Here is a 20,851-nt window from a genome sequence, read left to right on the forward strand (position 1 = left end):
AGGAGTTCGGCGGGGAAGCCGGGGCCGTGGTCGGCGACCTCGATACGGCACATGTCGCCGTCGAGGAACGCGGTGACGCGGTACTGGTCGGTGCGGCGGTCGGAGGCGCCGCCGTGTTCGACCGCGTTCGCGCACGCCTCGGACAGCGCGAGGGAGAGTTCGTACGCGATGTCCTCGTCGACACCGGCGGTCTCCATCGTGCCGAGCAGTAGGCGCCGGGCGAGCGGCACGCTCGCCGCCTCGCGACGCAGGTGCAGGGACCACCAGATGCTCATGCTCCAGCCTCCCGGCTGCGGTCGGTCACACCGTGGCTCGACATACCGTTACGTATTGCCCTTCTCGCCCACGCGTAAGCCTGAGGTTGACGTCGTGGCGCTCGTTTGGCGGATGCGTCGCGGAGACGGCCGGGTGTAGTCGGTGTGTGCGGCGGTGAGAAGATGTGGGCGCCATGTACGTGCCCGTCGTGCGCGCGAGCGCAGGTCTGCGACTGCTGAGGGCCGCGGTTTTCACCGCGGCCTGCGTCGCGTTGTCCGCCGCCGCGCACCTGGTGGCGGGCGGCGGCGCGGTGCCGCTGTGGACGCTGGGCGTCGCGGTGGCGGCGGTCTTCGCCGTCGCGGTGTCGCTGGCCGGCCGGGAACGCGCGCTGCCGGGCATCGCGGCCGCTCTGGCGCTCGGCCAGCTGGCCCTGCACACGCTCTTCACCACCGGACACCTGCTCGCCGCCCGGGGCTCCCGGGATGACGGCCGGCTGATCGAACTCGCCCGCGGCCTGCTGTGCGGGGAGCGGGCGGCGGCGCTGAGCCTGCCGCAGGCCCGCGCCGTGCTGGCGGACGCCGGACTCGGCCACCACGCGTCGGCCGCCGCGCCCGCCCCGGCCGACGCACAGCTGACCCTCTCGGTACTGGACTGCGTCCGCCTCGCGGTGCGCGGCGCGCTCGCGACGGCCTCCGGCCCGATGCTGCTCGGCCACCTGGCGGCCGCACTGGCGGCCGGGTGGCTGCTGCGACGCGGTGAGGCCGCGCTGTGGCGGCTGGTGCGGCTGTCGGTGCTGGTCCTGGACGGCGTGCTCGGCGAGGTGTCGCTGCGCGCGCTGCGGGACGCGCTGGCCTGGGCCCGGGCGCTGGTCGCGCTGCGCGCGGGGGACGTCCGGGCATCGGAAGGCCGCCGCGTCGCGGAGGACGGGAGCGGTGCGCCGCCGGAGCCGGAGGCGCTGCGGCACGCGGTGGTGCGTCGCGGACCGCCCGCCCGCCCGCAGGACTTCGCGCTGACGGCCTGACGCGCCACCCGGGTACCGGGATGCGCGGCCGTGCCGTGTTTCATCCCATTCCGCCACATATGTGGAGTACCCAGAACATGTGGATTCCCATGCATCGGGCGGCGACGACTCTCGGAGTGAGCGCGTTCGCCGTGCTCGCCGCCGCCGGTCCCGCCCTCGCTCACGTCACCGTCGACCCCGCTCAGGCGCCCGCCGGCGGCTACGCCACGATCAACTTCAAGGTGCCCAACGAGCGCGACAACGCCGCCACGACCCGGCTCGAGGTCACCCTCCCCACCGACCACCCGCTCACCTCGGCGATGCCGGAACCGGTGCCGGGCTGGGAGGTGAAGGTCGACAAGGGCCGGTTGGACAAGCCGCTGGAGAGCCACGGCCGGAAGATCGACGAGGTCCCCGTCAAGATCACCTGGTCGGGCGGCAGCATCGACCCGGGCACCTTCCAGCGCTTCCCGGTCTCCGTCGGGCGGCTGCCCGAGGACGCCGACCGGCTGGTCTTCAAGGCGGTGCAGACGTACGACAACAAGGAGGTCGTGCGCTGGATCGAGGTGCCGCGAGGGGACGCCGAACCGGACAACCCGGCGCCCGTACTCGACCTCGGCGAGCCTGCCGGGGACCACCACGGCGGCGGCAGCCGCTCCGACGACTCACCGGCCGCGCGCGACGCGAAGGACACCGCCGCCGCCGACACCGCCGCCGCCGACGTGACCGGCACCGACACCACCGCACGGCTGCTCGCCGGGGCAGGCCTCGCCGCCGGCGTCGGCGGCATCGCCTTCGGCCTGCTGGCCGGTCGCCGCCGAACACGCGAGGAGGAGTCGTGACGACCCACCACCGACCACCCCACGGAAGACGAGGGAGAGCACCCATGCGACCCACCACCGCGTCCACCCGCCGCGCCGGCCTGGCCCTGGCGCTGGCCGCCGCGCTGGCCGTCGGCGCCACCGCCTGCGGCTCGGGCACCGGCGCGAAGTCCGCCGACTCCCCGGCCGCCGAGGTCTCCGACGGCAGCAGCGGCAAGCAGGGCGTCGTCCTCGACCGGCCCTTCGAGAAGCCGGACATGATCCTCACCGACACGGACGGCGAGGAGTTCGACCTGATCGAGGAGACCAAGGGCAAGCCGACCCTCATCTACTTCGGCTACACCAACTGCCCGGACGTGTGCCCGCTGACGATGAGCAACATCGCCTTCGCCAAGTCCCAGTTGCCCGAGGCCGACCAGGACAAGCTCCAGGTCGTCTTCGTCACCTCCGACCCGGAACGGGACACCCCGAAGGAACTCGGCAAGTGGCTGAAGAGCGCCGCCCCCGGCAGCATCGGCCTCACCGGGGACTTCGACACCATCCAGGCCGGCGCGCGTTCCGTCGGCGTCGCCATCGAGCCCTCCTACGAGGAGAAGAACGGCGACATCGTCTCGACCCACGGCTCCCAGGTGCTGTTCTTCTCCCCGAAGGACGACCGGGCCCACGTCCTCTACACCGAGGGCGTCACCGCCGAGACATTCGAGAAGGACTTCCCCAAGCTCATCAAGGGAGAGAACCCGTGACCCCCCGCACCACCCGCACCGTCCTGACCGCCGCGCTCGCCATGACCGGCGCGCTGCTGCTGAGCGCCTGCGGCGGCTCCGACGCCGGCGGGAGCCCGTCCGCCGAGAACACCACCGCCACGCAGGCCGCGCCGAAGCTGAAGGCCACCGGCGCCTTCGTGCCGGAACCGGTCGACCGGAAGGCCGCCGGCGGATTCCTCACCCTCACCAACTCCGGTGACGCCGCCGACAAGCTGCTGTCCGCGACCAGCGACGTCTCCGACGACGTCCAGATCCACGAGGTCGTCGACAACAAGATGCGGCAGGTGGATTCCTTCGACGTTCCGGCCAACGGGGAGTTGAAGCTGCGGCGCGGGGGCAACCACCTGATGTTCATGGAGCTCAAGCGCGAACTCGCCGAAGGCGACACCGTCAAGGTCGAGCTGCGCTTCGAGAAGTCCGCGCCGATCAGGCTGGACGTGCCCGTCGAGTCCCGGACGCACACCGCCGACGGGGGCGGCGACCACAGCGGCCACGACGGCCACTGACCGCCCCCACCGCCCGAACTGGAGGTCCGATGCCCGCCACCGCGCCCCGCTCCGCGCTCCGGCCGCTCCTCGCGGCCGCCGCGCTGCTGCTCGCGGTGCTCGGCGTGCTCGCCGGTGCCACGCCGGCCGCCGCGCACTCGTCGCTGACCGGCAGCGAACCGGCGCAGGGCTCGGTGGCGGCGTCGGCCCCCACGACCGTCACCCTCGGCTTCTCCGAACAGGTCGCACTGGACGAGGACTCGATCAAGGTCCTCGCGCCGGACGGTGAACGCGTCGACACCGGCGAGATCCAGGACCTGTGCAGCCCGGGCCGCGTCCGGTACGGGGTGCCGCTGCGCGCCGACCTGCCCGACGGCACCTACACGGTCGCCTGGCGGGCCGTGTCGGCGGACAGCCACCCGATCTCGGGCGCGTTCACCTTCTCGGTCGGCGCGCCGTCGGAGACGTCCGTGGTGCTGCCGGAGCGGCAGGTAGGCGCCGGGCCGGTGGCGGCGGCGTACGACGCGGCGCGGTTCGCGGCGTACGGCGGCCTGGTGCTGCTGGTCGGCGGTGCGGGCTTCGTACTGCTCTGCTGGCGCGGGGCGGCGGGGCGGCGCCCGGTGCAGCGGCTGGTGGTGGCGGGCTGGTCGACGCTCGCCGCGGCCACCGTCGTACTGCTCCTGCTGAGGTACCCGTTCACCACCGGCGGCGGCCTGGCCGACGCGTTCGACCTCGGCGGGCTGCGGTCGGTGCTGGACACCAGGACGGGCACGGCGCTGCTGGCGCGGCTGCTGCTGCTCGGGGTGGCGGCGCTGTTCGTCGGGGCGCTGTTCGGCCCCTTCAGCCGCCGGTTGGCGGCGGGCGGGGAGCGGGCGGAACGCGGCGGGTCCACCGGGCTCGCAGGGTTCACCGGGCTGCTGCTCGGCGGTTCGCTGACGGCCGTGGGGCTGGCGGCCACCTGGGCGGCGGCCGAGCACGCGTCCGCCGGGCGGCAGATCGCCGTGGCGATCCCGGTAGCCGCCGCGCATCTGCTGGCCGTCGCCCTGTGGTTGGGCGGGCTCGCGGCGCTGCTGGTGGCGCTGCGGTCGGGGGCTCCGGTGCCGGGCGCGGCGGCACGCCGGTTCTCGACGGTGGCGACGCTGTGCGTGCTGACGCTCGTCGCGACGGGCGGCTACCAGGCCTGGCGGCAGGTCGGCGGCTGGTCGGCGCTGACCGGTACGGAGTACGGGCGGCTGCTGCTCGGCAAACTGGCGCTGCTGGCCGTGCTGTTGGTCGCCGCGTGGTACTCCCGGCGCTGGTCCCGCCGGCTGGGCGCGCCCCGGGCCGAGGAACGGCCCGAGGACGTGGACCAGGAGCTCACCGCTCCGGCGGTCGGCGCCGCCTCGGGCGAGCCGGATCCCGAGCGGCGGGCGCAGCTCGCCCGGCAGGCGGCGGCCGTGGCGTCGGCCCGGCGGCGACGGCAGCGGGACGCCGACCCCGAGCGGGCCGGACTGCGCCGCACGGTGCTCGTCGAGACCGTGATCGCGGTGGCGCTGCTCGCGGTGACCACACTGCTGACCGGTACGGAACCGGCCCGCACCGAGGCCGCCTCGCGGGACGTGGGCGGGCCCGCCGTGCCGGACCGTCCGGTCTCGCTGTCGGTGCCGTTCGACACCGGCGGTCCGGACGGCCGGGGCACCGCCCGGATCGACCTGGACCCGGGCCGGGTCGGCCCCAACACCCTCCACGTGCGCACGGATGTGGACGCCGAGGAGGTCAGGGTGGCGTTCACGCTGCCGAGCCGGGACGTCGGGCCGCTGTCCGTCGACCCGGAGCCGTTCGGCGAGGGCGCCGAGGCGCGGCGGCACTGGACGGCCGAGGACGTGCGGCTGCCGCTGCCCGGCGAGTGGCGGATCGCCGTCACCGTGCGCACCTCGGACGTGGACCAGGTGACGGAGACGACGGACGTGCGGATCGGCTGATGAGCACACAGGACGCGCACGGGAAGAGACCGGAAGAGAAGCGGGACGAGATGTCGGACGAGAAGGCGACCACCACCGAGGCCGAGCCGCCACGGGAGCGGAACGAGGAGACGGCCGGCGGGGCGACGCTGTCGCTCTCCCGGCGCCGACTGCTGGGCACGGTCGGCGCGGCCGGCGCCGGCGGTCTCGCGCTGGGCGGCAGTGGCGGCGCGCTCGCCCACTCCCTCTCCCAGGACCGCACGCCGGTGACGCCGCTGGCCAGTGTGGGCGCCGGACGGCACAGCTTCCACGGCACCCGCCAGCCGGGCATCGTCGAGCCCGGCCAGGCGCACGGCCACCTGGCCGCCTTCGACCTCGCGCCGGGCGCGGGCAGGCGCGAGGCGTCGGCGCTGCTGCGGCGCTGGTCGGCGGCGGCCGCGCGGCTGATGGCGGGCGAGCCGGTCGAGGGCGTGGCGGACACCGGGATCGCCGACGACGCCGGTCCGTCCTCGCTGACCGTGACGTTCGGCTTCGGCGCCTCCTTCTTCGACCGGACGGGCCTGGCCGACCGGCGGCCCGCGGCCCTCGAACCGCTGCCGGAGTTCTCCGCCGACGAGTTGGACAGCCGCCGCTCGAACGGCGATCTGTGGGTGCAGATCTGCGCGGACGACGGGCTGGTCGCCTTCAACGCGCTGCGCGTCCTCCAGCGGGAGACCGGCCGGGTGGCCCGGCCGCGCTGGCAGATGACCGGCTTCAACCGCACACCCGGCGCCACCGACCGCCCGCGTACCGCGCGCAACCTGATGGGCCAGGTCGACGGCACCAACAACCCGCGCCCGGAGGACGACGACTTCGACAGGCACGTCTTCGTGCCGCGCGGCGGGGACCGGCGCAGCCCGGAATGGATGGAGCACGGCTCGTACGCCGTCGTGCGCCGCATCCGGATGCTGCTGGACGAGTGGGACGAGCAGAGCCTGGAGCAGCAGGAGCGGGTGATCGGCCGCCGCAAGTCCGACGGCGCCCCGCTGTCCGGCGGCGACGAGCACACTCCGCTGGACCTGGAGAAGACCGACGCGCGCGGCCGGCTGCTCGTGCCGTTCAACGCGCACGCCCGGGTGTCGGCCCCCGAGACCAGCGGCGGGGCGACGATGCTGCGGCGGCCGTTCTCCTACCACGACGGTTTCCTGCCGGACGGCGCCCCGGACGCCGGTCTGCTGTTCGTGGCCTGGCAGGCGGACCCGCAGAAGGGCTTTGTCCCGGTGCAGCGGAAGCTGGACCGGGGGGACGCGCTGTCCCGGTTCATCCGGCACGAGGCGAGCGCGCTGTTCGCGGTGCCGGGCGGCGCCCCGGAGGGCGGCTACGTGGGCCAGCCGCTGCTGGAGGGATAGCGCCCGCCGCCCCCGTCCGCGCGTTCCCGGACGGCTGCGAACTGACGGCTGTTCAGTAAAACCCGCCCCCGACCGGCCGCGACGCTGGCATGCTGCGGTACCTGCCTCGTTCTGCCGTGGGGGGTTGGGGAGATGGAGACACGGGAACGGCATCTCGTCGCCGGCGTCCGGTCGGACGGGAACGTCCACTCGGCGGCCGACCTCCGGGACCATCTGGTGACGTTCCCGGAGCTGCGGCCGCACGTCGGGCTGCGTCGTGGCGTGCCGGGCGGCCGGGGGCCGGGGGATCTGCTGGACCTCGTCGTGCTCGCTCCGCCGGCGCTGGTCCCGCCGACAGTGGAACTGCTGGGACGGGTGTTGACCGAGTGGCTGCGCGGGCGGCACGGCAGAGCGGACGTGGAGGTCCCGCTGCCGGGTGGGCGGCCGCTGAAGATGCAGAACATACCGCTGCGCGGCATGAGCCGGGAGGAGTTCGAGGGCTACACGGCACTGGTGGTGCGGCGGCTGGCGCTGGCGGGCCCGGCAGGCGCGGCCGGCGGAGGTGTTCCGCCCCTCGGATAACGTCCCCCGCCGGGTGCCGCGGCTGACTACTGTTGCGGTATGTCACCCGCGAGCCGCTTCACCTATCTGGGTCCCGAGGGAACGTTCACCGAGGCCGCCGTACGCACGCTGCCCGAGGCCGCCACCCGGGAGCTGGTCCCGATGGTCTCGGTGCCCGCCGCGCTGGACGCCGTACGCGCCGGGGAGGCCGCCGGCGCCCTGGTGCCGATCGAGAACTCGGTGGAGGGCGGCGTCACCGCCACCATCGACGAGCTGGCCTCCGGCGAGCCGCTGATGATCTACCGCGAGGTGCTGCTGCCGATCGCCTTCGCGCTGCTGGTCAGGCCGGGTACTCCGCTGGAGCAGATCAAGACCGTCACCGGGCATCCGGTGGCGCAGCCGCAGGTGCGCCGGTGGCTCGCGGCGAACCTGCCGGACGCGCTGTGGGAGTCGGCGGCGTCGAACGCGGACGGCGCCCGGCTGGTGCAGGAGGGGCGGTACGACGCGGCGTTCGCCGGGGAGTTCGCCGCCGCGACCTACGGGCTGGACGTGCTGGTGAGCGACATCCACGACGCGGAGAACGCGGAGACGCGCTTTGTGCTGGTCGGCCGGCCGGCCCGGCCGCCGGCGCCGACCGGGGCGGACAAGACGTCGGTGGTGTTCTGGCTGAGCGAGGACACCTCGGGCGCGTTGCTCGAACCGCTGCGGGAGTTCGCCTCGCGCGGGGTGAACCTGATGCGGATCGAGTCCCGTCCGACGGGTGAGGGCATCGGGCGGTACTGCTTCTCGGTGGACTGCGAGGGGCACATCCAGGACCGCCGGGTGGCGGACGTGCTGATGGGGCTCAAGCGTGGCTGCCGCGCGGTGCGGTTCCTCGGCTCGTATCCGAGGGCGGACGCGCGCCCGGCGACGCTGGGGCCGGGCGCCACGGACGAGGCGTTCAGCGCGGCGGCGGACTGGGTGGCGCGCTGCATGGACGGCCGCGGCTGACGACGGACGGGCGCGGCTGACACCCGGCCCATGCGGCGTGCCCTCCGGCGGGTCCGGGGTTTCCCACAGGGTGACCGAAGTTATCCACAGGCAGCCCTCGGGGGTTGTGTACAAGTCGACACCCGCCAGCCCGGCAGTGTCGACATATCCACGACACCACGCCGCAAAGAGGGCGGACCCGGGCATTCGCCCCACAGGCCCCCGCGTCACCCCGACTCCCGTGGATTACACCCCGGAGTGGGTGAATTTCCCTCCAACGAGTAACGATCTCTGGTTTGAATCGAGAAGGACGGGCTACTGAATCCGGTGCGAGCCGCCACACCCCGCGCCACCTCGGATTTCCACAGGCTGACAGCACAGCCTGTGGAAAACCCGAACGTGCGGCCCACCGCTGTGGATAACACAGGGCGACCACATCGGCCCCCACGGTGCCCACACTCCGGGTCCGCGCTTCGGGTCCGCGCTCCGGCGGCCCGCGACGGTCAACAGCATGAGGCACCGCAAAGCGCGCATCAAGCACCGACCCGACTGAAAACACCGCAGGACCGGACAAACCGACGTCCGGTCCTGCCGTCCGCCCGACACCGGTAGCCTGGCCTGGTGATTGACCTTCGCCTGCTTCGTGAGGACCCGGACCGTGTGCGCGCCTCCCAGCGCGCCCGAGGAGAGGACGTCGACCTCGTCGACGCGCTCCTGAGCGCCGACGAGCGCCGTCGGTCCTCCAGCGTGCGCTTCGACGAGCTGCGCTCGGAGCAGAAGCAACTCGGCAAGCTCATCCCCAAGGCGAGCGGCGACGAGAAGGCCGACCTGCTCAAGCGGGCGGGCGAGCTGTCCGCCGCCGTCAAGGCAGCCGACGCCGCGCAGGACGAGGCCGCCGACGAGACGCAGCGCCTGCTGCTCAAGCTGGGCAACCTCGTCCACCCGGACGTGCCCGTCGGCGGCGAGGACGACTTCACCGTCCTGGAGACCGTCGGCACGATCCGCGACTTCGAGGCCGAGGGCTTCACCCCGCGCGACCACCTGGAACTCGGCCAGCTGCTCGGCGCCATCGACGTCGAGCGCGGCGCGAAGGTCTCCGGCTCGCGCTTCTACTACCTCACCGGCGTCGGCGCCCTGCTGGAGCTGGCCCTGGTCAACGCCGCCATCGCGCAGGCCACCGAGGCCGGCTTCGTGCCGATGCTCACCCCCGCCCTGGTCAAGCCGCGCGCGATGGAGGGCACCGGCTTCCTCGGCCAGGCCGCCGAGAACGTCTACCACCTGGAGAAGGACGACTACTACCTGGTCGGCACCTCCGAGGTCCCCCTCGCCGCCTACCACATGGACGAGATCGTCCCCGCCGAGCGGCTGCCGCTGCGCTACGCCGGCTTCTCCCCCTGCTTCCGCCGCGAGGCCGGCACGTACGGCAAGGACACCCGGGGCATCTTCCGGGTGCACCAGTTCGACAAGGTCGAGATGTTCTCCTACGTCGACCCGGCCGACGCCGAGGCCGAACACCGGCGGCTGCTGGATTGGGAGAAGCAGTGGCTGACCGGCCTGGAGCTGCCGTTCCAGGTCATCGACGTGGCCACCGGCGACCTCGGCGCCTCCGCCTCCCGCAAGTACGACTGCGAGGCGTGGATTCCGACGCAGGGCAAGTACCGCGAGCTGACCTCCGCCTCCAACTGCGACGAGTTCCAGGCGCGTCGACTGTCGATCCGGATGCGCGACGGCAAGCACGTCAAGCCGCTGGCGACACTCAACGGCACGCTGTGCGCGGTGCCGCGCACGATCGTCGCGCTCCTGGAGAACCACCAGCGTGAGGACGGCTCGGTGCGCGTCCCCGAGATGCTGCGGCCCTACCTCGGCGGGCGTGACGTGCTCGAACCGGTCGCCGGGTGAGCTTCCCCTACCGACTCGTCGCCACCGACCTCGACGGAACCCTGCTGCGCGGCGACGGCACCGTGTCGTCGCGCACCCGGGACGCCATCCGGGCGGCCACCGACACCGGCGCCCTCCACCTCGTGGTGACCGGCCGGAACGTGCCGTGGACGATCCCCATACTTGACGAGCTCGGCTACACCGGGCTCGCGGTGTGCGGGCAGGGCGGCCAGCTCTACCACGCGGGCGAACGCCGGCTCCTGACCTCCGTCACCCTCGACCGGCGCCTCGCCGCCGCCGCGCTCACCGAGATCGGGCGCATGACGGGCCCGCTCGCCCTCGCCGCGTCCCGCGACGGGCTCGCCGGCGAGGTCGTCACCACGCGGGACTTCCTGGTGATCGACGGCGGGCTGCCGGTCCTGCGGACCGACGACCCGGCGGAGATCCTGGCCGAGCCGGTCGCCAAGGTGTACCTCCAGCACCCGGAGCTGGACGACGACGCGCTCGCCAAGGCGGCCCGGGAGGCCGCCGGACACCTCGTCGACGTGGTGATGGCCGGCGAGGGCGTCGTGGAGCTGCTGCCGGCCGGACTCACCAAGGCCACCGGGCTGTCGCTGGCCGCCCGGCGCCTCGGGGTCACCGCGCGCGAGACCATCGCCTTCGGCGACATGCCGAACGACGTGCCGATGTTCCGCTGGGCGGCGTGGGGCGTGGCGATGGCCGACGCGCACCCGGAGCTGCGGGAGGTCGCCGACGAGGTCACCGCCTCCAACGACGAGGACGGCATCGCGGTCGTACTGGACCGCCTCCGCAGCGGCGCGACCACCGCCGTCCTCGACTGACACCGCACGCCCGCCGCCGGCTGACAGCGCCGGGTCGGACGGATGCCGGGGAACGGGCGGCCCGTCCCGCTACCCTCCGGCTATGACTCGGACAGTGGTGATCAGTGGCGGCGGCACCGGCATCGGGTTCGCGGCGGCGCGCCGCTTCGCCGCGGACGGCGACCAGTTGGTCCTCGTGGGCCGACGACCGCACGTGCTGGAGGAGGCGCTGGCCGAGCTGCCGGGCGCGGCGGCGGTCGCCGCCGACCTGACCACACCCGAAGGGGCCGAACGGGTCGAGAACTTGCTCAAGGTCGAGTACGGCGCCGTCGACGTGCTGGTGAACGCCGCCGGCGGCAACGGCGGGCTGGAGGACGCCGTGCGGCCGGAACGCGGCGGCGGGCTCGGCGCCGTCGCGCACGACTGGACGCTCAACTTCCGGCTCAACACCCTCACCGCCGTCCTGCTCACCGAGGCGCTGAACCACCGGCTGGCCTGCCCCGGCGGCCGGGTGCTGTTCCTCGGCTCGATCTCCGCCCTGCGGGGCTCCGGCTCCTGCGCGTACGCCGCCGGGAAGGCGGCGCTGCACCCGTACGCCTTCGACCTGGCCCGCCGCCTCGGCCCGCACGGCGTCACGGTGAACGTCGTCGCGCCCGGCTATGTCGAGGACACCGGCTTCTTCGGCGACTCGCTGAGCGAGGAGCGGCGTCGCGAGCTGGTGGACGAGACGTTCACCGGCCGCGCCGGCGCACCCGGGGACGTCGCCGAGACCCTGCACTGGCTCGCCTCCCATGCGGCGGGCCACATCACCGGGCAGATCGTCCAGGTCAACGGCGGCGCCTTCCTGGGCCGTTGAGCCGCCGCATCGGGCTCACCCCTGGTCGCCGTCCTCGCCGTCGCGCCAGGTCTCCAGCAGCCGCAGCCAGATCTCGCTGATCGTCGGGTAGGCGGGGACGGCGTGCCACAGCCGCTCGACCGGCACCTCGCCGACCACCGCGACCGAGGCCGCGTGCAGCAGTTCGCTGACTCCGGGGCCGACGAACGTGGCGCCGACGAGCACCGCGCGCTCCCGGTCCACGACCATCCGGGCGCGGCCCCGGTAGTCGTCGGCGAACAGCGAGGCGCCCGACACCTTGCCGAGGTCGAAGTCGACGGCCCGGACGCGCAGTCCGCGCCGCTCGGCCTCCTGGACCGTCAGCCCCACGGCCGCCGCCTCCGGCACACCGAAGACCACCTGGGTGACGGCGTCGCGGTCGGCGGTGGCCTGGTGGGCGCCCCAGCGGGCGGTGTCCAGCGCGGCGCCGGCGTGCGCGCGGGCGGCGATGGCGGCACCGGCGATCCTCGCCTGGTACTTGCCCTGGTGGGTGAGGAGCGCCCGGTGGTTGACGTCCCCGACGGCGTACAGCCAGCCGCCGGACACCCCGGTCACCCGCAGGGTGTCGTCCACCGGCAGCCAGTCGCCCGGTGTGAGACCGACGGTCTCCAGGCCGATGTCGTCGGTGCGCGGTCGTCGGCCGGTGGCGAACAGCACCTCGTCGGCGGCGACGGCGACGAGTCCGCCGCCGCCGTCGTCGTCGAGTTCGAGGGTGACCTCGCCCTCCGGGTCTGGGCGTCGCACGGCGGTGACCGACACGCCGAAGCGGACGTCGACGCCCGCCGCCCGCAGTCCCTCCGCGACGTGCTCGCCGGCAAACGGCTCCATCCGCTCCAGCAGCCGCTCGCCGCGCACAAGCGCCGTCACCTCCGCACCCAACGCCCGCCACGCGTAGGCGAGTTCGACGGCGACCGGCCCGCCGCCGACCACCGCGAGCCGGTCGGGCACCTCACGGGCGCCGGTGCCCTCCCGGTTGGTCCACGGCAGCGCCTCGGGCAGCCCGGGCAGGTCGGGCAGCGCGGCGGCGCTGCCGGTGCAGACGACCACGGCGTGCCGCGCGGTGAGCAGCCGCTGCACCCCAGCGGGCGTCTCCACGATCACCCGGCAGGGACCGTCGATCCGCCCGTGGCCCCGGACGAACTCGGCGCCGGTGGAGCGGATCCAGTCGACCTGCCCGGCGTCGTCCCAGTGCGCCGCGAACGAGTCGCGGCGCCCGAGCACGGCGGCGGCGTCCAACTCGCCGCTGAACGCCTCCCGCGCCCCGGCGAGCCGCCGCGCCTCCGCGAGCGCGATCGGCGGACGCAGCAGCGCCTTGCTCGGCATGCACGCCCAGTACGAGCACTCACCGCCCGCGAGTTCGGATTCCACGACGGCGACGGACAGGCCGGCGGCGCGGACCCTCTCGGCGAGGTTCTCGCCGGGCGGTCCGGCACCCAGCACGATCACGTCATAGAGGTCCATACGGCCATCATGACCGCGCGGCGGTGCCCGTCGGCGGCGCCGCGCCCGACGCGCCACCGGGGCGGGCGGGCGCGTGTGTGCCCGCCCGCCCCGGCTGTCGGCTACTCCTCGCCGGCGAGGGTGAGGACCTTCAGGCGCTCGACGGCGTACCAGGTGCCGCCGACCGTGACCACGGCGAGCAGGACGGCGGCGGTGGGCAGCGCGACCGCGCTGGTCACCTCCACGCCGCTGCCGACCAGCCGGTCGACCAGCGCCAGGCCCCACTGCTGCACGCTGAGCGTGCGCGCGCCGGGCACGAAGCTGCCGAACAGCGCCTCCCAGACCAGCGCGTAGACCAGGCCGATGATCACCGCGTTGCGGCTGATCGTGCCGATGAGCAGGAACAGCGTGCAGTACGCGACGGACGCCACGACCGTGCCGATGGCGTACGCCACCGCGATCTGCTGGCTGCCGCCGACCATGATCAGCCCGGCGAGCAGCACCGGCAGCGCCGCGAAGAGGAACGTCACGCCGACCGCGACGGTCAGCTTGGTGAGGATGATGGTGGACCGCTTGAGCGGCTTGGACAGCAGGTAGACGATCGAGCCGTCGTCGATCTCGGGGCCGATCGCGCCGGTGCCGACGATGACGCCGATCAGCGGGACGAGCGTGGCGAGGGCGAAGCCGCCGAGCAGGTTCGTCGCGACGTTGTCGTCCGCCACGCCGGTGACCCGGACGAGGACGGCGATGGCCAGCAGCAGCGCCGGCAGGGCGCACAGGATGAGGGCGCGGCGTCGGCCGAGCAGAGCCCGGTAGGTGAGCCGGGCGACCGTGGGGTCGTACATGACACGTGGCTCCTTGCTAGGCCGAGACGAGGTACGAGAAGACGGACTCCAGGGACTCGTCCGACGGCGAGACCGTCAGCAGCCGGATGCCGTGGCTGCGGGCGATGCGCGGGAGTTCCTGGGTGAAGCGGCCGAAGTCGACGGCCTGCACGCGCAGCGCCCGCTCGGTGAAGTCGAGTTCGATGCCGGTCGTGGAGGCGTCGGCGATGAGCGCGGCGGCCAGCGCCCGGTCGTCGCTGGAGCGGACGAGGTAGCGGTGCGGGCGGTCGGTCATCAGCCGGCGGATGCGGCGGAAGTCGCCGCTGGCGGCGTGCCGTCCGGCGACGATGACCTCGATGTGCGCGGCGAGCTGCTCGACCTCCTCCAGGATGTGCGAGGAGAACAACACCGTGCGGCCGTCCTCGCCCATCCGCCGCAGCAGCTCCATCAGCTGCATGCGCTGGCGCGGGTCCATTCCGTTGAACGGCTCGTCGAGCAGCAGCACGGACGGCTCGTGGACCAGCGCGGAGGCCATCTTCACGCGCTGCCGCATGCCCTTGCTGTAGGTGTTGATGCGGCGGTCGGCGGCGTACTCCATCTCGACCGTGGCCAGCGCCCGGGCGGTGGCGGCGCCCGGGTCGGACAGCCCGTGCAGTTCGGCGTTGGCGAGGACGAACTCCTGGCCGGTGAGGAAGTCGTACATCGCCTCCCGCTCGGGGACGAGCCCGATCTCGCGGTAGACCTGCTCGTTCTTCCAGATCGGCCGGTCGTCGAGGGTGACGCTGCCGGTGGAGGGGGCGAGGAAGCCGGCCATGAGGTTGATCAGGGTGGACTTGCCGGCGCCGTTGGGGCCGAGCAGGCCGGTGACGCCCGGCCCGACGTCGAAGGTGACGTCGTTGACGGCGACGACGTTGCCGAACCACCGGGAGGCGTGGTCGATGCGGATCGTGGTCACTGGGCTCTCCCTCGGGACCGGCTGACGGACGTGGTGGTGAGGCGGCGGGCGGTCACAGGCCGGCCCTCCGGTAGCGGAGGTTAAGCAGCGCGTACGAGCCCGCGATCAGCAGCGCGGTGACCAGCAGGTACACCACGCCGGCGCCGTCCGAGACGACGATCTCGCCGGGGAAGTCGCTCGTGCCGTCCAGGTACTTGGACTGGATGCCGGCCATCAGCGTGCCGGGGGAGAACAGGCCGAGCCACTCGACCGCGCCCAGGCGGTCGTTGTACCAGAGGATTCCCATGAGCGCGTTGACCGCGAAGTAGGGGATGGTCAGCACGGCGATGATGGCGCCGACGCCGAAGCCGCGGCGCGGCGTGACGGAGGCGACGAGCAGGCTGATGCCGGCGTGCAGCAGCGAGAACACGGCGACCAGGACCAGGCCGAACGCGAAGCCCTTGGCCTGGTCGGCGAACTTCAGCTTGCCGAGCAGCCCGCCGAGGAACATCACCAGCAGCGGCAGACCGGTGAAGACCGCGATGGCCGTGGCCATGGCGGCGAACTTGGCCGCCACGTAGTCGGTGCGCTCCATCGGCCGCGACAGGTACAGCGGCATCGTGTTGAACCGCAGGTCCCGGGAGACGAGTTGCGGCGCCACGGCGGCGACGAACAGCCCGATGAGCGGCATCGCATTGATGACGAGGTTGGTGTACTTCACGGCCAGCGAGTTGGCGTCGGTGAACACCGCGATGGCCACGACGATGACCGCCGGCACGCTGATGAAGGTGAGCAGCAGGATCGGCAGCACCTTGGACTTGGCGCTGCGGCCGATGCCGAACGCGCCGCGCAGCGACTGCGCGAACAGCGACCGGCGGACGTAGGCGCGACCGTGGCGTTCGCCGTCGTAGTGGCGGTAGCCGATGTCGTGGATCGACGCGCCGGCCGGGGCTTCGGCGGCCCTGGCCGTGGTGGGGGTGGTCTCAGCGGACATCGGTGCCGCCTCCTTCCGGTGCCTGCGGGGCTGCGGCCGGGCTCTGGAACACCTCGGCGATGCGGTGTCTGCGCTGCTCCATGCGGACGAGTCCGAGACCGAGTTCCGCGACGGTGTCGCGGACGACGTCGTGGGCGTGCTCGTCCGCGGCGTCGACGAGGACGATCCGGCCGGCACCCGGCAGAGTCTGCGTGCCGGGGCCGGCGCTGTCCACGCGCAGCCCGGCGGCGAGCAGCGCGTCGCGCAGGGCGGCGGTACCGTCCGGGTGGCTGTCGCTGTCGGTGACCTCCACCGCGAGGGCGGCGGTCGCCTGCGTGAAGTCGGCGGTGGCGGAGGACCGCAGCAGCTTGCCGCCGTCGATGACCACCACGTGGTCGCAGGTGCGCTCCAACTCGCCGAGCAGGTGCGAGGTGACCAGGACCGAGATGCCGAAGTCGGTGTGCACGCGCCGGATCAGACCGAGCATGTCGTCCCGGCCCACGGGGTCGAGGCCGTTGGTCGGCTCGTCGAGGAAGACCAGCTGCGGGTCGTGCACCAGGGCCTGCGCGAGCTTGACGCGCTGTTTCATGCCGGTGGAGTAGCCGCCCATGGGGCGGTAGCGCTCCTCGTACAGCCCGACGTGCCGCAGGGTGTCCGCGGTGCGCTCCCGGGCGGCGGTCGGCGGCAACCCGGCCATGCGCGCCATGTGGACGACGAACTCGGTGGCCGAGACGTCGGGCGGCAGGCAGTCGTGCTCGGGCATGTAGCCGACCCGCTCGCGGATGCGCGGCCCTTCGGTGCGCACATCCATACCGAGGACGCTGGCGTTGCCCTCTGTCGCGGGCGCCAGCCCCAGCAGGATCTTGATCAGGGTGGACTTGCCGGCGCCGTTGGCGCCGACCAGACCGGTGACGCCCGGCTTGATGCCGAGGTCCAGCCGGTCGAGCGCGGTCACCCGTGGGTACCGCTTGCTGAGGCGTTCGGTCGCGATCACTGTCACGGGTAAGACGCTAGGGCAGGAGGGGCCGTCGGCGCGTCCCTCCGGACGGCTGTCCGTCGCGGCGGGTTCTCCCCCTCAGGTTGTAGGGGTGCCCCGGGGAAGCAGGCCTTTCGGAGGGTGGCGCGGCAACGGAAGTCGACGCCTTCGTCGCCTCCGTCGCCTCCGAGGGCCGCCGAGGGTCCGCCGAGGGCCTCCGAGGGGCCGCCGCCGACTGCGGTGGTTACCAGCGGTATCCACAAGGCTGTGCACGCCCCTTGACGACGCCATGGACCGTTGTCACAGTCATCAGTGTCAAGTTACGGACACGTACCGCGCCCGGCCCGCACGGGTGAGGGAGACAGGACGGTGACGGCATGGCGAGCGCTGGCACGGCCGGCATGGCCGGCATGGCGGCGGCCGGCGGAACGGCGGCCGGGAAGGCGGCGGGCGGCAGGGCTCCCCGGGCCCCCTCCGCCCGGACGGGGCCGCGCGGCTCGGACCCGTCCCTGGACGGCTTCCGCGAGGTGCAGCGGCTGGCGTACGAGTGCGCCGAGGCGGTCGCCGCGCAGCTGCGCCCCGGCGTCACGGAACGGGAGGCCGCCCGGATGCAGCGCCGGTACCTGGCCGAGCGTGGCGTCCGCGACTGGTTCCATCTCCCGTTCGCCTGGTTCGGCGACCGCACGGCGTTCGCCGGATTCCGGCATCCGCTGCAGTTCTTCCCCACCGACCGGCGGCTGGAGCCGGGCATGCCGTTCATCCTCGACATGGCGCCCGTCCACCGCGGGTACACCGCCGACATCGGCTACTCCGGCTGCCTCGGCCCGCACCCGCTGCACGAGAAACTGCTGGACGACCTCGCCGCGCACCGCGCGCTCATACTCGAGCAGGTGCGGGAGCGGCGCTCGCTGCGGGAGATCTACCTCGCCGTCGACCAACTGATGGTCCGCCAGGGCTACGAGAACCGGCACCGCGCCTACCCCTTCGGCGTCATCGCGCACCGCGTGGACCGCGTCCGCGAGGGCTGGTCCCCCACGCTCTTCGGCTTCGGCCTCCAGGCGCTGAAGGGCCTGGCGAGCGACGCGCTGCGCGGCCACCGGGAGGGCTGGTCGCCGCTGTGGAGCCCGTACCGCTTCTCCGACCACCCGCCGCGGCCGGGACTGTGGGCGGTCGAGCCGCACCTGGGGTTCCGGGGCACGGGCGCCAAGTTCGAGGAGATCCTCGTCGTCACCGACTCGCGCGACCCGGAGGAGAGCGCGTTCTGGTTGGACGACGACCTGCCGCACGTGCGGCGTTGGCAGGACTGCGGCAGCCAGGAGGGGAAGCGACCATGAGTGGTTCCGAGCCGACAGCTGACGGCGGCAGGGAGCCCGCGGCGTCCGGCGCCCCAGCCCTGGAGGGCGCCTCGGTGCGCCGGGTGCGGACGGCCGAGGGCGTCGAGCTGTGCGTCGCCGAACTGGGCGAGCGGGGGCGGCCCCCCGTCGTCCTGGTCCACGGCTACCCGGACTCCAAGGAGGTGTGGAGCGAGATCGCCCGGCAGCTCGCCGCCGACTTCCACGTCATCCTCTACGACGTGCGCGGCTGCGGCCGCTCCACGGCCCCGAAGCCCCTGCGCGGCGGCTTCACTCTCGAAAAGCTCACCGACGACTTCCTCACCGTGATCAACGCGGTCAGTCCCGACCGGCCCGTCCACCTGGTGGGCCACGACTGGGGCTCGGTACAGGGCTGGGAGTTCGTCACCGTCCGCCGGACCGAGGGCCGCGTCGCGTCCTTCACCTCGATCTCCGGCCCCTCCCTCGACCACTTCGGGCACTGGCTGAAGAAGCGCGCCAACCGCCCCACGCCCCGCCGCGTCGGACAACTCCTCGCCCAGGGCGCCAAGTCCTGGTACGTGTACGCGCTGCACACCCCCGCGCTGCCGGAGCTGGCCTGGCGCGGCCCGCTCGGCCGGCGCTGGTGGCCGAAGCTCCTCAACCGCATGGAGCGCGTCAGCACGGACGACTACCCCACCTCGTCCCTCCCGGACGACGCCGCGCACGGCGCCTGGCTCTACCGGGACAACGTCCGCTCACGCCTGCTGCGCCCACGCGACGACGCCTACGCGCACACCCCCGTCCAACTCGTCACGCCCACCGGTGACGCCTTCCTCTCCCCCCGGCTCTACGACGAACTCGAGCTGTGGGCACCCCGGCTGACCCGGCGCACACTCGCCGCCCGGCACTGGGCGCCCCGCACCCGCCCCGACCAACTCACGGCCTGGGTCGGCGACTTCGTCCGCGCGAACGAGCCCGACGCCGAAGCCGCCGCGGGCGGCGGCACGCGCAACGGCATCGGCGCCCCCCGGCGCCTGCCGGCCGCCGGAGCGTACGCCGACCACTTCGGCGGCCGGCTCGTCCTCGTCACCGGCGCCGCCAGCGGCATCGGACGGGCCACCGTCTTCGCCTTCGCCGAGGCCGGCGCCCGCGTCGTCGCGGTCGACCGGGACGCCGAAGGCGCCCACCGCACGGCGGAGATGGCCGCCCTGATCGGCGCCGCCGAGGCACACGCAGAGGTGGTCGACGTCGCCGACGAGTCCGCGATGGAGAAGCTCGCGGACCGCGTCCGCACCGAGCACGGCGTCCCCGACGTCGTCGTCAACAACGCCGGCATCGGTCTCGCCGGCTCCCTCCTCGACACCACCACGGAGGAGTGGCGGCGCGTCCTCGACGTCAACCTGTGGGGCGTGATCCACGGCTGCCGGCTCTTCGGCCGGCAGATGGTCGAGCGCGGCCAGGGCGGCCACATCGTCAACACCGCCTCCGCCGCCGCCTATCTGCCCTCCCGCTCGCTCGGCGCCTACGGCGCCTCCAAGGCGGCCGTGCTCATGCTCAGCGAGAGCCTGCGCGCCGAACTGGCCGAGCACGACATCGGCGTCTCGGCGATATGCCCCGGCGTCGTGAACACCAACATCACCAACACCACGCGTTTTGCCGGCACCGACGACAAGGAGGAGCAGCGGCGCCGCCGGCAGGCCACCCGCCTCTACGGCCGCCGCAACTACCCGCCGGAGAAGGTCGCCGCCGCGATCCTGCGCGCGGTCGTCAGGAACGAGGCCGTGGTGCCCGTCACCCCGGAGGCCAGGGCCGCCCGGGTACTCGGCCGGCTGTCCCCGCGTACGCTGCGGCTGACCGCCCGGCTCAGACCACCCGTCTAGGAGTGTCAGCAGTGCCCCCGTCCCCCGTCGAGTACCGGATCGAGGACCTGGCCCACCGCAGCGGCACGTCCGTGCGGACGATCCGGGCCTACCAGGACCGTGGGCTGCTGCCCAAGCCGCGCCGCCAGGGCCGGGTGAACGTCTACGACGACGGACACCTGGCCCGGCTGGAGCAGATATCCGGCCTGCTGGAGCGCGGCTACACGCTGGCCAGCATCAAGGAGCTGCTTACCGCCTGGGACTCCGGGCTCGGCCTGGCGGGCGTGCTCGGGCTGGTCACGGAGGTCGACGGCCCCTGGTCCGACGAGTCCCCCGCCACGATCACCCGCGCCGACCTCGCCGACCGCTTCCCGACGGACGGCACCGGCGGCGGCGGTGGCCTCGACGAGGCGGCGCTGGCCGACGCCGTCACCCTGGGCGTACTCGTACCCGTCCAGGGCAGACCGGACGAGTTCCACGTACCCAGCCCCCAGGAGCTGGCGGTCGCCGCCGAACTGCACGCCGCCGGCGTACCGCTGCTCGCCGTCACCGCACACCTGCGGGAGCTGCGCGGCCAGATCGAGCACATAGCCGCCCGCTTCCTCGACTTCACCACCGAGCACGTCTTCGCGCGCTTCCTCGACCACACCCCCACCGACGCGGAGGCGGCCGAGGCCGCCGAGCTGGTGAGACGGCTGCGGCCGCTGGCGCGGCAGACCGTCGACGCCGAGCTGGCCCGCGCCATGAGCGCCCAGGCCGCCCGCCACCTACGCCACCACCTGGCCGCCCTCTCCCTC

General features: G+C 73.5%; 20 protein-coding genes. 14 read left to right on the plus strand and 6 right to left on the minus strand.

Annotation, left to right across the window (positions count from 1 at the left end; all coding sequences use genetic code 11):
• A partial coding sequence (locus FNX44_RS09550; protein WP_143647582.1) for an ATP-binding protein occupies nucleotides 1-275 on the minus strand: 275 nt, incomplete at its 3' end.
• Between the two features lie 173 nt (nucleotides 276-448).
• On the opposite strand from FNX44_RS09550, the gene FNX44_RS09555 reads away from it, so the two are divergent.
• The 11 genes from FNX44_RS09555 to FNX44_RS09605 all read left to right on the plus strand — a co-directional run bounded on the left by FNX44_RS09555 (nucleotide 449) and on the right by FNX44_RS09605 (nucleotide 11,717).
• The gene (locus FNX44_RS09555; RefSeq protein WP_153507068.1) at nucleotides 449-1,276 is read left to right on the plus strand and encodes a hypothetical protein; all 828 of its coding nucleotides are present in this window, start codon (nucleotides 449-451) and stop codon (nucleotides 1,274-1,276) included.
• An 89-nt stretch (nucleotides 1,277-1,365) separates the two neighbouring features.
• Nucleotides 1,366-2,097, plus strand: coding sequence for a YcnI family copper-binding membrane protein (locus FNX44_RS09560; RefSeq protein WP_143647598.1), 732 nt, complete (start codon nucleotides 1,366-1,368; stop codon nucleotides 2,095-2,097).
• A 44-nt stretch (nucleotides 2,098-2,141) separates the two neighbouring features.
• Complete coding sequence (locus tag FNX44_RS09565) at nucleotides 2,142-2,819, plus strand: SCO family protein (RefSeq protein ID WP_143647584.1); 678 nt, start codon at nucleotides 2,142-2,144, stop codon at nucleotides 2,817-2,819.
• Complete coding sequence (locus FNX44_RS09570) at nucleotides 2,816-3,346, plus strand: copper chaperone PCu(A)C (RefSeq protein ID WP_181353954.1); 531 nt, start codon at nucleotides 2,816-2,818, stop codon at nucleotides 3,344-3,346. Before FNX44_RS09565 ends, FNX44_RS09570 begins: the two co-directional genes overlap by 4 nt.
• A gap of 29 nt (nucleotides 3,347-3,375) precedes the next feature.
• Nucleotides 3,376-5,286, plus strand: a complete 1,911-nt coding sequence (locus FNX44_RS09575; protein WP_143647585.1) for a copper resistance CopC/CopD family protein — start codon at nucleotides 3,376-3,378, stop codon at nucleotides 5,284-5,286.
• Between the two features lie 50 nt (nucleotides 5,287-5,336).
• Nucleotides 5,337-6,653 (plus strand): iron uptake transporter deferrochelatase/peroxidase subunit, encoded by a 1,317-nt coding sequence (gene efeB, locus FNX44_RS09580; RefSeq protein WP_143647600.1) that lies wholly within the window; start codon nucleotides 5,337-5,339, stop codon nucleotides 6,651-6,653.
• Nucleotides 6,654-6,785: 132 nt separating this feature from the next.
• A complete protein-coding gene (locus tag FNX44_RS09585) occupies nucleotides 6,786-7,214 on the plus strand; it encodes an effector-associated constant component EACC1 (RefSeq protein WP_143647586.1) in 429 nt (142 codons plus the stop codon).
• A gap of 39 nt (nucleotides 7,215-7,253) precedes the next feature.
• A complete protein-coding gene (gene pheA, locus FNX44_RS09590; protein WP_143647587.1) occupies nucleotides 7,254-8,183 on the plus strand; it encodes a prephenate dehydratase in 930 nt (309 codons plus the stop codon).
• Nucleotides 8,184-8,783: 600 nt separating this feature from the next.
• Nucleotides 8,784-10,061, plus strand: coding sequence for a serine--tRNA ligase (serS, locus tag FNX44_RS09595; RefSeq protein WP_143647588.1), 1,278 nt, complete (start codon nucleotides 8,784-8,786; stop codon nucleotides 10,059-10,061).
• On the plus strand, nucleotides 10,058-10,882 hold the full coding sequence (locus FNX44_RS09600; protein ID WP_143647589.1) for an HAD family hydrolase: 825 nt from the start codon (nucleotides 10,058-10,060) through the stop codon (nucleotides 10,880-10,882). Before serS ends, FNX44_RS09600 begins: the two co-directional genes overlap by 4 nt.
• 82 nt (nucleotides 10,883-10,964) lie before the next feature.
• The gene (locus FNX44_RS09605) at nucleotides 10,965-11,717 is read left to right on the plus strand and encodes an SDR family NAD(P)-dependent oxidoreductase (RefSeq protein WP_143647590.1); all 753 of its coding nucleotides are present in this window, start codon (nucleotides 10,965-10,967) and stop codon (nucleotides 11,715-11,717) included.
• A gap of 15 nt (nucleotides 11,718-11,732) precedes the next feature.
• Here the strand turns inward: FNX44_RS09605 and FNX44_RS09610 are convergent, their stop codons facing one another.
• The 5 genes from FNX44_RS09610 to FNX44_RS09630 form a co-directional block, all read right to left on the minus strand.
• The gene (locus FNX44_RS09610; RefSeq protein ID WP_143647591.1) at nucleotides 11,733-13,196 is read right to left on the minus strand and encodes a dihydrolipoyl dehydrogenase family protein; all 1,464 of its coding nucleotides are present in this window, start codon (nucleotides 13,194-13,196) and stop codon (nucleotides 11,733-11,735) included.
• 101 nt (nucleotides 13,197-13,297) lie between these two features.
• Entirely contained in the window at nucleotides 13,298-14,020 is a 723-nt protein-coding gene (locus FNX44_RS09615; RefSeq protein ID WP_143647592.1) for an ABC transporter permease, read from the minus strand.
• A 16-nt stretch (nucleotides 14,021-14,036) separates the two neighbouring features.
• Complete coding sequence (locus tag FNX44_RS09620; protein WP_143647593.1) at nucleotides 14,037-14,954, minus strand: ABC transporter ATP-binding protein; 918 nt, start codon at nucleotides 14,952-14,954, stop codon at nucleotides 14,037-14,039.
• A 52-nt stretch (nucleotides 14,955-15,006) separates the two neighbouring features.
• Nucleotides 15,007-15,927, minus strand: coding sequence for an ABC transporter permease subunit (locus FNX44_RS09625; RefSeq protein ID WP_143647594.1), 921 nt, complete (start codon nucleotides 15,925-15,927; stop codon nucleotides 15,007-15,009).
• On the minus strand, nucleotides 15,917-16,900 hold the full coding sequence (locus FNX44_RS09630; protein WP_407699165.1) for an ABC transporter ATP-binding protein: 984 nt from the start codon (nucleotides 16,898-16,900) through the stop codon (nucleotides 15,917-15,919). Before FNX44_RS09630 ends, FNX44_RS09625 begins: the two co-directional genes overlap by 11 nt.
• Before the next feature lie 359 nt (nucleotides 16,901-17,259).
• Between FNX44_RS09630 and FNX44_RS09635 the strand changes: the two genes are divergently transcribed.
• The 3 genes from FNX44_RS09635 to FNX44_RS09645 all read left to right on the plus strand — a co-directional run.
• Complete coding sequence (locus FNX44_RS09635) at nucleotides 17,260-18,216, plus strand: M24 family metallopeptidase (protein ID WP_228449775.1); 957 nt, start codon at nucleotides 17,260-17,262, stop codon at nucleotides 18,214-18,216.
• Nucleotides 18,213-20,075, plus strand: coding sequence for an SDR family oxidoreductase (locus FNX44_RS09640; RefSeq protein ID WP_143647596.1), 1,863 nt, complete (start codon nucleotides 18,213-18,215; stop codon nucleotides 20,073-20,075). The genes FNX44_RS09635 and FNX44_RS09640 overlap by 4 nt, the downstream gene beginning before the upstream one ends.
• A gap of 11 nt (nucleotides 20,076-20,086) precedes the next feature.
• The coding region (locus FNX44_RS09645) for a MerR family transcriptional regulator (RefSeq protein ID WP_143647597.1) at nucleotides 20,087-20,851 on the plus strand (765 nt) is incomplete at its 3' end.

This window comes from Streptomyces alkaliterrae (assembly GCF_007097205.2).
GTDB classification, from domain to species: Bacteria; Actinomycetota; Actinomycetes; order Streptomycetales; family Streptomycetaceae; genus Streptomyces; species Streptomyces alkaliterrae.

What these genes read in the sequence shown, in the direction of transcription:
- FNX44_RS09555 (WP_153507068.1), top strand. Translation starts at nt 449, where the DNA reads ATGTACGTGCCCGTCGTGCGCGCGAGCGCAGGTCTGCGACTGCTGAGG.
- FNX44_RS09560 (WP_143647598.1), top strand. Translation starts at nt 1,366, where the DNA reads ATGCATCGGGCGGCGACGACTCTCGGAGTGAGCGCGTTCGCCGTGCTC.
- FNX44_RS09565 (WP_143647584.1), top strand. Translation starts at nt 2,142, where the DNA reads ATGCGACCCACCACCGCGTCCACCCGCCGCGCCGGCCTGGCCCTGGCG.
- FNX44_RS09575 (WP_143647585.1), top strand. Translation starts at nt 3,376, where the DNA reads ATGCCCGCCACCGCGCCCCGCTCCGCGCTCCGGCCGCTCCTCGCGGCC.
- efeB (WP_143647600.1), top strand. Translation starts at nt 5,337, where the DNA reads ATGTCGGACGAGAAGGCGACCACCACCGAGGCCGAGCCGCCACGGGAG.
- FNX44_RS09585 (WP_143647586.1), top strand. Translation starts at nt 6,786, where the DNA reads ATGGAGACACGGGAACGGCATCTCGTCGCCGGCGTCCGGTCGGACGGG.
- pheA (WP_143647587.1), top strand. Translation starts at nt 7,254, where the DNA reads ATGTCACCCGCGAGCCGCTTCACCTATCTGGGTCCCGAGGGAACGTTC.
- FNX44_RS09605 (WP_143647590.1), top strand. Translation starts at nt 10,965, where the DNA reads ATGACTCGGACAGTGGTGATCAGTGGCGGCGGCACCGGCATCGGGTTC.
- FNX44_RS09610 (WP_143647591.1), bottom strand. Translation starts at nt 13,196, where the DNA reads ATGGACCTCTATGACGTGATCGTGCTGGGTGCCGGACCGCCCGGCGAG.
- FNX44_RS09615 (WP_143647592.1), bottom strand. Translation starts at nt 14,020, where the DNA reads ATGTACGACCCCACGGTCGCCCGGCTCACCTACCGGGCTCTGCTCGGC.
- FNX44_RS09625 (WP_143647594.1), bottom strand. Translation starts at nt 15,927, where the DNA reads ATGTCCGCTGAGACCACCCCCACCACGGCCAGGGCCGCCGAAGCCCCG.
- FNX44_RS09635 (WP_228449775.1), top strand. Translation starts at nt 17,260, where the DNA reads ATGGCGAGCGCTGGCACGGCCGGCATGGCCGGCATGGCGGCGGCCGGC.
- FNX44_RS09640 (WP_143647596.1), top strand. Translation starts at nt 18,213, where the DNA reads ATGAGTGGTTCCGAGCCGACAGCTGACGGCGGCAGGGAGCCCGCGGCG.